Origin of the sequence: Rhizobium sp. WYCCWR 11146 (assembly GCF_013591995.1) — a bacterium.
In the GTDB taxonomy this organism is placed as follows: domain Bacteria; phylum Pseudomonadota; class Alphaproteobacteria; order Rhizobiales; family Rhizobiaceae; genus Rhizobium; species Rhizobium indicum.
Map to the genome: position 1 here is coordinate 1 of NZ_JACCEY010000002.1, position 13,380 is coordinate 13,380.

At 57.4% G+C, this 13,380-nt stretch carries 10 protein-coding genes; 4 read left to right on the plus strand and 6 right to left on the minus strand.

The features are described 5' to 3' along the window. Both HX899_RS35630 and HX899_RS00840 read left to right on the plus strand, forming a co-directional pair. Window positions 1-84: 4Fe-4S dicluster domain-containing protein (locus tag HX899_RS35630; protein WP_162731480.1), on the plus strand; the 84-nt coding region annotated here is incomplete at its 5' end. 48 nt (window positions 85-132) lie between these two features. Continuing rightward, window positions 133-1,329, plus strand: a complete 1,197-nt coding sequence (locus tag HX899_RS00840) for a CaiB/BaiF CoA-transferase family protein (RefSeq protein WP_138390049.1) — start codon at window positions 133-135, stop codon at window positions 1,327-1,329. 383 nt (window positions 1,330-1,712) lie between these two features. On the opposite strand, the gene HX899_RS00845 is transcribed toward HX899_RS00840, so the two are convergent. From HX899_RS00845 to HX899_RS00870, 6 genes are read right to left on the minus strand one after another with little or no spacing between them, the layout of a single operon-like run. Continuing rightward, the gene (locus HX899_RS00845) at window positions 1,713-2,783 is read right to left on the minus strand and encodes a GDP-L-fucose synthase (protein ID WP_181291445.1); all 1,071 of its coding nucleotides are present in this window, start codon (window positions 2,781-2,783) and stop codon (window positions 1,713-1,715) included. Then, window positions 2,776-3,867, minus strand: a complete 1,092-nt coding sequence (gene gmd / locus HX899_RS00850; RefSeq protein WP_407073865.1) for a GDP-mannose 4,6-dehydratase — start codon at window positions 3,865-3,867, stop codon at window positions 2,776-2,778. The genes HX899_RS00845 and gmd overlap by 8 nt, the downstream gene beginning before the upstream one ends. Window positions 3,868-3,918: 51 nt before the next feature. After that, the gene (locus HX899_RS00855) at window positions 3,919-6,126 is read right to left on the minus strand and encodes a polysaccharide biosynthesis tyrosine autokinase (RefSeq protein WP_138390052.1); all 2,208 of its coding nucleotides are present in this window, start codon (window positions 6,124-6,126) and stop codon (window positions 3,919-3,921) included. Beyond that, complete coding sequence (locus HX899_RS00860; protein WP_138334202.1) at window positions 6,123-7,268, minus strand: glycosyltransferase family 4 protein; 1,146 nt, start codon at window positions 7,266-7,268, stop codon at window positions 6,123-6,125. Before HX899_RS00860 ends, HX899_RS00855 begins: the two co-directional genes overlap by 4 nt. Beyond that, window positions 7,262-8,362, minus strand: coding sequence for a glycosyltransferase family 4 protein (locus HX899_RS00865; protein WP_138390053.1), 1,101 nt, complete (start codon window positions 8,360-8,362; stop codon window positions 7,262-7,264). Before HX899_RS00865 ends, HX899_RS00860 begins: the two co-directional genes overlap by 7 nt. Further along, complete coding sequence (locus HX899_RS00870; protein ID WP_181291446.1) at window positions 8,359-9,309, minus strand: glycosyltransferase; 951 nt, start codon at window positions 9,307-9,309, stop codon at window positions 8,359-8,361. Before HX899_RS00870 ends, HX899_RS00865 begins: the two co-directional genes overlap by 4 nt. Before the next feature lie 609 nt (window positions 9,310-9,918). Between HX899_RS00870 and HX899_RS00875 the strand changes: the two genes are divergently transcribed. Both HX899_RS00875 and HX899_RS00880 read left to right on the plus strand, forming a co-directional pair. Continuing rightward, complete coding sequence (locus tag HX899_RS00875) at window positions 9,919-11,244, plus strand: O-antigen ligase (RefSeq protein WP_138390055.1); 1,326 nt, start codon at window positions 9,919-9,921, stop codon at window positions 11,242-11,244. Then, window positions 11,241-13,370, plus strand: coding sequence for a right-handed parallel beta-helix repeat-containing protein (locus tag HX899_RS00880; protein ID WP_138390056.1), 2,130 nt, complete (start codon window positions 11,241-11,243; stop codon window positions 13,368-13,370). Before HX899_RS00875 ends, HX899_RS00880 begins: the two co-directional genes overlap by 4 nt. The last annotated feature ends 10 nt before the right edge of the window (window positions 13,371-13,380 follow it).

The window sequence follows — 13,380 nt, forward strand, 5'->3', positions numbered from 1 at the left end:
ACCTGCGACATCAAGGATCCCAACCAGAACATCAACTGGGTGCCGCCGCAGGGCGGCGAGGGGCCGGTCTATCCGAATATGTAGCAGCCATTGCGGGCTGCTTTTGACTATGAGAGTTTAAGAGGAGTATCGATGCAATTTCCGCTTCAAGGCATCCGGGTTGTGGAACTCGCGCGAATTTTGGCTGGCCCTTGGGCAGGTCAGACCCTTGCGGATTTGGGAGCGACGGTCGTCAAGGTGGAAAGCCCAGAGGGCGACGATACACGTCGCTGGGGCCCTCCTTTTATCGAAGATGGAAATGATGTCGCCGCGGCCTACTTCCATAGTTGCAACCGAGGAAAGCTCAGCATCACCGCCGACTTCAAGTCTAAAGAAGACACCGCAAAAGTTCGCGAACTGATTGCCAATGCCGATGTCGTCATCGAGAACTTCAAGGTTGGTGGGCTTAAGAAGTTCGGCCTCGACTACGAGAGCCTCAAACGGATCAACCCGCGTCTAATTTATTGCTCGATCACCGGTTTTGGCCAGTCAGGCCCTTATGCCGAACGTGCCGGATACGATTTCATCGTTCAGGGCATGGCGGGGATCATGGATCTGACCGGCGAGCCCGGTCGGGAGCCTCAAAAAATAGGCGTGGCGTTCGGCGATATATTCACAGGCCTCTATTCGGTCATTGCTATTCAAGCAGCCTTGCTTCTTCGCAGTGCCACGGGAGAGGGCCAGCACATAGATATGGCTCTCCTGGACAGTGCCGTGGGAGTGCTCGCCAATCAGGCGATGAATTTCCTTGCGTCCGGGAAGTCACCGACACGGCTTGGCAATGCGCATCCTAACATTGCGCCCTACCAGGTATTTCCGGTCTCCGACGGTAGCGTCATCATCGCTTGTGGCAATGACGCTCAATTCTCTCGGGTTTGCGATGTTCTGCAGATAGCGAGCTTGGCTGACGACATCCGTTTCAAGACAAACGCAGACCGCGTACATCATCGAGCCGATTTGACATCCATTCTAGAGGCGCGGACGAAACATTTTAATCGCGCCGATCTGCTCGCCGAACTTGAACGTGTGGGCGTGCCCGCTGGGCCGATCAACACGGTGAAAGACGTTTTCGCGGATCCGCAAGTTGAGCACCGCGGAATGGCGATCATGAATGACGGAGTACCGGGCATCCGGACACCGATCATCTTTTCAGGAATCCCGATGACATCTCACAACAAGTCGCCCAAGCTGGGTGAGCACAATGGAAAGATTCAGTCGGACTGGTCGCCGATACCCGATGCTCGTCAGCCTGGCCGCGAAGGAGCATCTCTACCTCCAAGTTCTGTATGAAACCTGCTCCAGCGTCAGCAACGCCGTGCCGCATTTCGGCGTTCACAGTGCCGATGTCAGCCGGGTTCTACGCTTCGCCTATCTTCTGCGAAATTACCGAGGCGATGAGAACGGCGAAACCGTCGATGTGGCGACTGCAAGCGATGAGGTTGAAGGTAAGGCCCGGTGGAGCCGTCCGATGTGGACTATCTGCCTAATAGCGCGACAAGCGATATCGGCATTTCGACCGCGAAAAAATCCATTGCTGCACCGATAATCATCACCCACGCGACTATCAGGAAAATGAGCGCTGCAATCCTGATGTCTACAGGCTGCATTATTTGCGCCGTCCCAGCATATGCGTCCCCCCGAGACAAAACCCTGTTATCCCTCGTGCAAATTCCCTATGGCGAGGGATGATGCGCAACGGTCGAGAGCGTGGGCGCATGCGGCGCCGAACCCTTCGCTTTCTCGAAACTGATGTCGCTTTGACCGATCAAGTCGCCGGACGTAGCTCTGTCGCTGCGTTCGAGATGATGGCCATCAAGGAAGGAGCGATAGGCATCTGCGATACCCTCCTTCAGACCTATCTTAGGAGACCAGCCGAGAGTGCGAAGCTTGTCGACGCTCAGGAGTTTACGTGGCGTGCCATCTGGCTTGGTGAGGTCGCGCGTGATCTTGCCTTCGAAACCAACCATCTCGGAGACGAGGTATGCCAATTCGAGGATGGTAATGTCTTCGCCACAACCTACGTTCACATGACTTTCGGCGGAATAGGTCTTCATGAGCTGGACGCAGGCGTCGGCGCAATCGTCAACATGCAGGAATTCGCGCCGCGGCGTGCCGGTACCCCAGACGCATATCTCTTGTTGCTGGTTGACCTTGGCCTCATGTGTCTTGCGTATGAGCGCTGGCATGACATGGCTTGACCCGAGGTCAAAATTGTCGCCTGGACCGTAAAGATTGGTAGGCATGGCCGAGATGAAATCTCTACCGTACTGTTTGCGATAGGCTTGGCAGAGCTTTAATCCGGCAATTTTGGCGATCGCATACCATTCATTCGTGGGCTCAAGCGATCCGGTCAGAAGTGAGTCCTCAACGATCGGCTGATCGGCGAATTTCGGATAGATGCAGGACGAGCCCAGAAACATCAGTTTTTCGACTTGAGTTCTATGGGCGGCGTGGATGACGTTCGCCTGGAGAATCAAGTTGTCGTAAAGGAAGTCGGCCGGATAGGTAGCATTCGCGAGAATACCGCCGACCCTCGCAGCAGCCAGGAAGACAGCATCGGGACGATGCTTACTCATCCAGGCCTCCACCTGCTCCTGCCGTCTGAGATCGACCTCGGCGCGGGTGGCCGTCAAAATCTCGCAGCCCTCGGAAGCGAGACGCCGCACGATCGCAGAGCCCACCATTCCGCGGTGGCCGGCGACATAGACCCTCTTTCCGGCAAGGCTGTAAATCACCTCAGGCATAGGCAAAACCTTTAGTTACACCGACCGACGGAACATTTCGTGCCATGAGTTTCAGATCCTCGCGAACCATCTCCGCAACCAGCTGATCAAGATTGGTCTCATGTTTCCAGCCAAGCTTCGTGTGCGCCTTCGTCGGATCGCCAATCAGAAGATCAACTTCGGTCGGACGGAAGTAAGCTGGATCGATCTCCACCAAACACTTGCCGGATGTCTTATCGTATCCCTTTTCCTCAACCCCGTTCCCACGCCAATCAATCGGCATGCCCACCTGGGCAAAGGCCTTGTCGACAAAGGAACGAACCGAGTGCGTTTCGCCGGTCGCAAGGACATAGTCCTCCGGTTCATCCTGTTGCAGCATCAGCCACATGCCGCGGACATATTCTCGCGCATGTCCCCAGTCGCGCTTGGCGTCCAAGTTGCCGAGATAGAGCCTTTCCTGCAGCCCAAGATGGATCGCAGCCGCCGCCCGGGTGATTTTGCGCGTCACGAATGTTTCGCCGCGGATCGGGCTTTCATGATTGAACAAAATGCCGTTCGAGGCGTGCATGCCATATGCTTCGCGATAATTGACCACAATCCAATAGGCGTAGAGCTTGGCCGCGGCGTAGGGGGATCGAGGGTAGAAGGGCGTCGTTTCGCTCTGCGGGACTTCCTGAACTTTGCCGTAGAGCTCTGAGGTGGACGCTTGATAGAAGCGGGTCCTCTTGGTCAGTCCCAGGAGGCGAATTGCTTCAAGGAGCCGAAGGGTGCCGGTTCCATCGGCGTTAGCCGTATATTCCGGCGTCTCGAAAGAGACTTGAACGTGGCTCTGTGCGGCGAGATTGTAGATCTCGTCCGGCTGCGTTTCCTGAACGACGCGGATGAGGTTCGTTGAATCGGTCATGTCCCCGTAATGCAGAATAAAGCGAGGATTTTCGACATGGGGATCCTCGTATAGATGCTCGATGCGACTGGTGTTGAACGACGATGAGCGTCGCTTGAGGCCGTGAACATTATAGCCCTTCTCCAGGAGCAATTCGGCCAAATACGCACCGTCCTGGCCAGTTATACCCGTAACCAGCGCAACCTTATTTTCGTTTTTCAATGCGGTCTCCATAATTTATTTCGGAGAATCAGGCGAACATGCTGTTCGAACTCATGTGTACTCGTGGTACTTCCTCAGTGAGCTCACAAACAGTTCTGAATCGCTGAAGTTGTACATGGCGTGTTGTTTCGGATTGACGTTATTTATGGCAACGGCAATCTCTGCGTTGCGCGCGGTCTTCAGCTGATGTAGGCAAAACTCTACCGCGCGACGGCTCGTCTTTCCCCATTTTACGACCACCAGCGTTCGTTCTGCTAACGCTGTCAGATGCATCGTATCAGCCGAGGCGAGCACCGGCGCGCTGTCGAAGATGACGATTTGGCCGAGTGAGGCGGCCCTCGCGATGATGTCAGCCGCATCAGTCAAACGAACGCGCCGATGGAGACCGGCATTGCCAGCCGGGATGAAGTCGATGCCGCTTGGATGGTGATGGATGATGTCCCGCATTCCGGCCTGTCCACACAGGAATTCGTTCAACCCCTGCTTTAGCTCTGATTTGAAAAACGAGTCGAGATTTCCGAGTCTGAGGTCGCCATCGACAAGCAGCACCGGAATTCCGTTGGCGGCGAGATCGATTGCCAGGGATCTGGCGACAAGTGACTTGCCCTCTCCGCTGTGAGCCGACGTCACAACGATACTGTTGGGCAACTTTCCGCCGTTGGATTGTTTGAGCGAAGTCATGACGGAGCGAATTGCTTCGTCAAACATCCCGTCTTGGATGCTCCCGAAGAGCATCGACGGATCTCTCCGGTCTTTCCGTTTCAGGTGTGGGATGAATCCGGCGGGTACGATGCGCGACATTCCGGCCATCTGGTCGAAGCTGCGGACTGAATTGTCCAACATCTCGACCACGAAAGCGGCCGTCACCGCGATCGATATCGAAGCCAAAAGGGCGCCGATCAAATAGAAAAGCCGCCCGCGTCCCTGCGGCGCCAGCGGCACCGCGGCCGGTGACAAGACTTCCAGTTCCGCGCCCGGCAACATGGCTTGCGCAGCCAGGCCACGGCGCTGCTCCTCGAGCTTGTCCAGCGCCGTTTGCTCTTTGTCAGCCATGCGCTGGAGTCGGGCCAACTCGGTTTGCGCCAGGGCAGAGCGAGTGCGTTTCTCATGAGCAGTCGCCAATGCCGACCGGATTGTGTCGTCCTCATGATCGAGCGCCGCAAGCTTGGCGTGTATCGATTGGAGATATCGATCGGTTGCAAGGCTGAGATCGGTGCGAGTTTTGAGGATCTTGGCGCGCGCGTCGACCACGGCTTCGGCGGTGTTGCCATATGTCTCAAGAAGGCGCTCGAGATCTTGCTCCTTCGCACGAAGCTCGCGTTGCATTGCAACAATGCTGTCGGGAATGACCATATTCTGCAGGACGAGCGAGGGGTCGTCGGCCGCTTCGAGTGCGGATATCGTTGCTCTCGCTTCAGCGCGGCCTTGTTCGATTTTTGTCCGCCGCTCGCCCAGCTCCATGATCGACTTGATCTGTTCAACCTGATCGTCGTCATTTGAGGCAACGTCGGTAGTTTTCTGGTACACGTCGGCGGCATCGCGTGCTGCCTTGGCGCGCCCCATCTGTTCGTCGATGCGCAGCAGAAGCCATTCTTCTGCTGCGTCCACTCGACCACGCAGGCTGTCCTTGCGCTCTTCGAGGTAGATGCTGATGAGCCGGTTCGGGACAGAAGCGGCCCGTTCGGGGTCGCTCGCATCGAAACCGATCTGAATGACGTCACCCTGGCCATCGCGCCAAACGCGGAGGGCCTTGTAGTACTTCGGGATTATCGGCTCGATGCTGTCCCGTATCGGCAAGGACGGTTTTTCACTATCGACCCAACCGCGCAGCATTGATCGGATCTTGTCGATAGGCGAGATTTCTTGCAGCGCCGGATTGAATTCCGGCCATTCATTGAGCCGCAGGTCGCGGATTACCCGCTCTGCGATGCTTCTGGAAAGAAGCCGTTCGGTCTCAGATGTGGCGTCCAGCGGATCGTTGCGGCCGGACTCGTCGGTGCCGAGCTTTGTCGCCAGAGGCGTGTGGATGATCAGCCGGGACTCGGCATGATAAGTCGGCTTCAATCCAGAAATCACGGTTACGGCAACCGCCATAAATACCATGATGATGGCCATTATCATGACCATCCGTCGCCGGATAAGGCGCAGGCCTGAAGTCAGATCAATTTCGTCCGAACGAGTCTCTACCTGAAGCCGGGGATCGTAGCGCATCGACGAGAGCGAGGGGTTGCGGTCTGGCGGCACAGTCGAAATAGTCATCGTTCACCAGCCGTTGTTTGAGGTTGCGCGGAGATAGCGTCGTAGAGTTTGTCCAGCGATCGCATGTAAGCCTTCATACTGAAATTGTTGAGATAATGAGCACGGGCCTTGGCCGACAGATAGTTGCGGACTTTCGGGTCGGTGACGAGCTTAGCCAGCGCCGCAGCCAGGGCATCCTTGTCTCCGACAGGTACGAAGACGCCGGTTTCACCATCGGAGATGACTTCGCCATGCGCGCCGACGCGCGTGGTGACGACGGCGAGCCCATGGGCAAGCCCTTCGACCACAGCCATTGCCAAGCCCTCGGCATGCGAAGGTAAGACCAGGATATCTGCCCGTGTACACAGCGCTTGGGCCTCGTCGGCGCCAAGCCAGCCCGGCATTTTCACCAGATCTGAAAGCCCCATGGCGGCAGCCTGGCGCCGGTAGTCTTCCACAGGTCCATCGCCTGCCAGCACGGCTCGCCACCGGAGTTCTTTCATGATCGGATGACTTAAGGCAAGCAGAAGCTCCTGAACGCCTTTACGTTCGCTCAGCCGGCCGAGAAATATGATCAACGGCATCTCGCCGACATGAACATTGCGCGGCCCGGGGTCGGGAACACAATTGCCGATGACGACTACGCGGCGCTCTTCTACGCCGAGAAGCGTCGTTAGCGTGATGCGGTCGCGCTGGCCCAGTGCCACGACCTGGTCGGCATGTTGGAACATCCGGCGTACAAGCATTTGTTGACGTGGCGAGCGTGCGGCAAAGTCGGTCGCGTAGTCGTAGTCGTGCAGGTGCAATATGTGAGAGCATCCGAGGAGACGGGCAGCCTCGGTCAGGATCAGTTTTCTTGCGGTGCTGCCGCGACCCGCGACATGAATATGGTGAATGCGTGCCGGAGCAACTATCCGATCCTTTGCCATCATCAAGACGGCGCCGAGCAGGCGCATAGGCGACGCAACTGAGGACCACCGAGGCCCTCTGGTGTCGGTGACGAGGTGTGTTTCGCCGGCCTCCTTCGCCGTGTTCGATATGTATCCGACGAGCCTGCCAATTCCGCCACCGTTTTCGCAACCACCCGGGACGTAGTGGCGGACGGTTGCTGCTGCGTTGCGCGTCGCTACCCGATTCCCATCCGTGAGCGCGTTCATCAGCATGCCCCGATCACCTTACGATAAACGGCCGCAGCCTGTGCTCCGACCTGTTGAGGCGAATTCGGACCTGTAGCCCATGCGAGCGCGTTGATCCCGAAGCTGCTTCTGAGCTCGCTGTTTTCCGCCAGTGTCCGTATGGCTATCGCGAGCTGTTCCACATCCCCGGGTGGAACCACCATTCCCAGTCCGTTTGGCAGAACGGTGGCTCGCAATTCGCCGACATCAGTCACGATAACCGGTTTGCCAAATGCCGCGGCAAGATTGAGGACTCCGCTTTGAGAGGCTTCCGTATAGGGAAGGACAACGATGTCGGCATCCAGAAAGAGCTGGGCGACCTCCATATCCTCGATAAAGCGGTTGCGAATATCATAGCGGACGGCGTCCCCCATAAGGGGCTCGAAGATCCACGGATCATCGCCGCGGCCTGCCACCGTGATGCGTAGATTGGGGAGCAGGTCCTTGAGCATCGCCTCGGCACGGATCAGATGCTCCAATCCCTTGTAAGCAAAAATCCGTCCGAAAAGCAGAACGCGCAAAGTTCCATCTGCGCCGCGCCGCGCCATCTTGTGCCGCCGAGCGAGCTCCGCGTAGCGATGAATGGCGGGATGCGACAGGACATGGACACAATCAGGCGATTTTGAATATCGCTCGAGGACCATTTGTTTCAGCCCTTCGCCATGGACGACGACATGACCCGATTGCCGCACCATCAATTGGGGAGCCCAGGCGGGCAGCGTACGGGTGTCGGAATCGCCGGGATGCACTTCCACGTCATGGACGGTGGTCACGATCGGGATCGGACGCCAGAACGGCGCGGCGAAGTTCAACCAGAGCGTCGAGTTGCTCAGAAGGTGAATGACGTTCGGCCGCTCCTGCCGGATAAGACGCGTGAGTTGGTGCAGGAACCAGGGATTGGAGAGCGAGCGGTGCCTTGGCCAGTCCATGAGGTGCAGATCGACAGCCGGATCGATCCATGAAGCAAGGTGTGCGTAGCGCCTGCGCGGAACCGCTAGGACGACGTGCGCATGTCGCGCAACGCCGCTAGCGAAGGAGATGGTGTAGTCTTCCAGTTCGGAAACCAGCAGCAGTGCCTTCATCCCGCTGACTCCGACACGCCGACATCCTGACCAAGTCGAGGCAAGTTGTAGGCTGTGCGCAATGCATCACGCGTCCGCCTCAGCAAGTTTGGTTCTCCGGCGAAAAAGAGCCCTTCCACAGCAAGGCTGAACCGGGTGCGTGTATCGGCGCCCTGCAGCTTGGCTGAGGCGACCCGGTACGGATAGTGATCAGTCAGACGCAGCCTTCCCGCCAGATCGTGCGCGGAAAGAAACCGGTTCGTCGCTTCAACGGTAGCCTGCCAATGGGCCATCCGCTTTCGCAGCATGGCGGCGTCATCGACTGGCCGATACCAATTATTGTTGTGAATCCGATAGAAACCGAGTGAATCCGACAAGGCGACAACGCTCCCCAGAAATGGATAGATGCCTGTGAGCCAGGCATCGGCAGACATGCGGAACTGCTCGGGAATATCCCCTGCAGCATCCCACGCGCTACGTCTTACAGCGATGGCTGATGTCATCGGGAAGGGCCACCAACCAGCCGATCTGGCGAGCCGTGGCGACAAATTTCCTGAACACAGGGTCCGAGGGATCGGCCTGAAGGCTGGTGAGCCATCGTTCTGCGTTGGCTGAAGTCGGTGATAGACAAGCGATGCCTGAGGATTGGATTGGAAAGCAGCGGCGGTTGCCGACAGCTTGCCTGGCGCCCACCAGTCATCGGCATCGAGAAAACAGAGGATGTCGCCACTGCTTAACTTCACAGCAGCATTTATGGCGGCGGCCTGTCCCTGGTTCTCCTGGAAGAGCACCTTCACCCGCTTGTCATAGCCGTCGAGAACAGAGCGCGACTGGTCGCTCGAGCCGTCGTCGACGACGATTATCTCGACATTGGACGCCTGTTGGCTCAAGGCGCTGTCAATTGCCCGGGCAACGAAGCGACCGTAGTTGTAGTTATTGATAAGGACGCTGATTGTGGGCCGCTCCATGACACCCCTCAAGCGCGTCGCTGGGCGACACGTCGGTGCGCCGGAGTTGCGAACGCTCGCGCGTTTGGCAGCGCGAATTGATGGAAGGAGTTCTGCTCGATCAGGATTTCGCCTTGAGCCGGTAGGGTCACCGCCGAAAACGCCGCAACGCGTGACGCTCCCTTTATATAACGTACAAAACCAGGACCATGACGCAGAACCATTGCAATCCCAACCCTTCTAAGCGTCACCTGCCAACAGCCGGCTGCGCCAGAATTATTGCCTCACTTCACCGGAAACTGCGGCTCAGCGCGACGTGTTTCGCGGTATGCTTTCATCGTCAAGCTACCGGTGATTGGTCACAGGTGACATCTCCTCTTATGGGCAATGTCGTGGGCCCCAGCACCAACTTTTGGGGGAGGGGTAGACCGTAAGCTTAATCCAAACAACGTCCTTGGATGGTGGGTATGGACGTTAGGCTTAGCCCCGCCTTCGTTTGCGTTGGTTGACCGGGGACGTGGCGGGATGATTGTTCGTTGGTAAGCAGCGCAGCTATGAAAGGGGACCCATGTCTTTCCAAATTGCAGCGATCAACAACCTCTCATCTGTCCAAGCAAGTCGGGACGGGTAATGCGAGCGTATACGCTTAGGATAGCGAATGGGCCGACTGTCAGTTGGCGGGCAATAGAGTGCTGGGGCGCCGGCCTATGCCTTTTTCTTCAGACAGGCGCGCTTTTCCCGCTCATGCTGGCGGATGCCGACGGAGGCCTTAGCGATCATGCCAAGTCTATGTTGCGTCTGCTTTGTTTACCCGTATACGGGTTTACATTGCTGATGCTGGCACGAAATTTTCCGCAATTTCTCACCGCGCTCAAGCGAAATTGGCTTGTCCCGCTGATGGTCGCCATGCCCTTCGTGTCTGTCTTCTGGTCGGTTGGCCCGTCGACGACTCTCAGGCGTGCCATCGGCCTGCTCTTCACCGTACTTCTGGCTTATGTGTTGGCGATACGCTTTACACCAAGGCAGTTACTTCTCATTGCATTTGCGACCTTCGGAGCATGTATCGTCCTCAGCCTGTTGATTTTTCTAGTATCACCGGGGCTCGCTCGCATGCCCACGGACAGCGCGATGCGCGGCATATTCATCCACAAGAACAGCCTTGGTTGGTACGCCGGCATGATGATACTGGTGTCGACCGCCGTCGCAATGGACAGCAACCGAGGATTGCGGCGAACCGCTTTGATCTTGTTGGCGGCGGGCGGGGCTTGTCTCTTCCTTTCCGGATCGATGACCGCGACAATTGCGACGGTATCGGCATATTGCCTGATCGGGTTCTACTCCATGTTGCAGCGAATCCGTGGCATCGGTCGCATCGTCTTCATCCTGTTTTTCTTTCAAATGTTCGTCGGGATCCTCCTTTTGCTTCACGAATTCCTGGTCCCATTCCTTGAGGCGCTTGGCAAGGATGCCACTTTGACGGGCCGAGTGCCCTTGTGGGAGCTGGTCGATGGCCAGATCGCCGATCATCTGCTGCTCGGCTTCGGCTACCAAGCGTTTTGGACAGAAGCGAATCCCGAAGCCTGGATTATCTGGTCAAAGATCCAATGGATGGCTCCTCACGCTCATAATGGATTCCGCGATACGCTGCTGAGCTTCGGAATAAGCGGAATGACTTTGTTCGCTCTGATGCTTTTGCAGGCACTCCGCCAAGGGGCGGCCCTCCAATGCGGGGACCCGCATTATGGCTGGCTCTGGCTGAACGTCTTCATGGTTGTGATTTTGGTGATGAACCTGACCGAGACAATCTTCCTGATCCAGAATGACGCGATTTTCATTCTGTTCACAACAGCCATCATCATGTTCTCTCTATATGAGCCTGTTGTTACTTCGACGGCCCCCGGCCGGCAATTGCGAGTACGGGCCCGCAGCAGAACGGCGGAGCTGCAAATCTCATGAGGCAGCGCTTCGCACCGATCTTGAGCATTTTGCTTGCGATGCTCTTTCCGCAGCCGGGCAAGCTGGCCTCGGTGAGCCCGGACGCAGATGCGCCCGACAGGCTGCGGACGGCGGTCAGGGAGGCAACCTGCGCGGAAGCCTCGCCGGCGACCTTTTCGGACAAGCTGAAGGGGACTTCACTGAGCAACATATTGACCGGAGCACCCGCGGCCCGGGCAGTATTCTATGTCTCTCCCGATGGCAAAGACACCTGGAGCGGGCACCTTCCTAAAGCAAATTCTCGGCGTACAGACGGTCCTTTTGCCAGTATTGAAAGAGCGCGGGATGCTGCGCGCCAGAAGGGCGGCCAGAATACGATCGCAATGGGCAATGGGGATTACTATCTTGCTGAACCGATAGTCTTCGATGCTCGCGATGCGGGCCTGATCATCGCGGCGAGGTGCAACGAGGCGCCGGTTCTGCACGGCGGCCCGATTGTGCGCAATTGGACGGCGCAGGCCGATGGTCGCTGGAAGGCGTCACTGAAGCTGCCTGCGGGCCGGGATGTGGGCGATCTTTTCGTCAGCGGCGCGCGCCAGATGCAGGCTCGCTTTCCCAACGCTCCACTCGATGGAGACCCGCGCAAAGGGTGGCTTTTCGCGGCCAAGTGCACGCAGGACGACGATGAATGGCATGGTAACACGCGCTTTTGCTTCCATGCCGGCGATCTTCCGATCTCAAAAAATGCAGCAGGGCTTGTCGCCCACATCGTCGGTGGTTTTCACCCCGGCAGCCAGTGGGGCAGTGACACCCTCCCAGTGGTTTCAATCGACACCGCGAACCGGGCGATAAATACCCAAGGCACCAGCTATTTCTTCACCGCAGAAGGCAGCCGCTATTTCCTGACCGGGGCGGCGGCGCTGCTCGATGCGCCCGGGGAGTGGTGGTACGACCGAACCAAAGGTCAACTCGATTATATCCCGGCCGATGGACTACCAACAAGTTCTACGGCTGTGGCCGGCATCCTGCCGACCCTCTTCAGGCTGGATGGAGCCGACGGGATGGTTGTATCGGGGCTCCAGTTTCGGGATGGGGATCCGCGGGGCAGCGGCAAGTTCGGTACCGATACCAGAAGCTTTGGGGCCATACGGCTCGATCACTCGGACGGTGTTCGGCTGCTCGGCAACTCCATCGACAATGTCGGCGTCGGCATCCATGTTTCCGAGAGCAAAGATGTCTTGATTGCCGGCAACGTGATTGGAGATGTGGCTGGCAACGGGATTTACGTTGGCACGACCTATGGCAGCTTCGGCAAATCCGACGGTGCCATAATCCTGTCGAACCATATTCATGACATCGGAAGGGTTTACTTTGAAACCGCGGGGATATGGTTCCAGGCGACCGACAGTATCAGGATCGCTCATAACCTGGTCGAAAATACTGCGCAGTTCGGTATCGCCGGCGGCTCACTGTGGGGAGCACAAGACGCAGTCCACGACGCAGTCATCGAACATAACGAGATCCGCAATGCCAATCAGCAGACGGCAGATGGCGGTGCAATCAAGCTGATGGGCGAGCAGGCTGACCTCCTGAACAGCAGCATCCGCTACAATCTGGTCACCGGGACAGGTCAACTCATGAACAGGGCCGATGGGACGTTTTGGCCTCCCGGATATGAAAATATCAATGAATGGCCGACTCCCATTAGTTGGGCGATCTACACCGATGGCAAGGCCAGTGGTGTGCGCATCGAAGGAAATACGCTGTCGGACAATATATCGGCGATCGGCATCAACGGCGGCTGGAGCAACTTGGTGACCGGAAACGTTATCACGCACGGATCGGGCGCGGCTTTTCGCGTTGATGACGGTACGGGCAGGGGTTGGCGTCCGTCATGGGCACGTCCTAATCGTATCGAGAGCAATATCGTGTCGATCGACGGTAGCAACGGGCTTGCAGCCTATGTCTACGCTCCTGACCATGGGCCTGGATACGTGCAGTTCGCGAATAACCGCTACGCCGGCAATTTGAACGACAAGAGCTTCCGAATACATCCCGGGATCATGCCTTCGGGAGAATTTGGCAGTTTACAGGATCTTCAGAAGGCTGGGGCGGACACCGAAAGCGTAGTCGCGCGGCCCGAGTAACGAAAGGGCG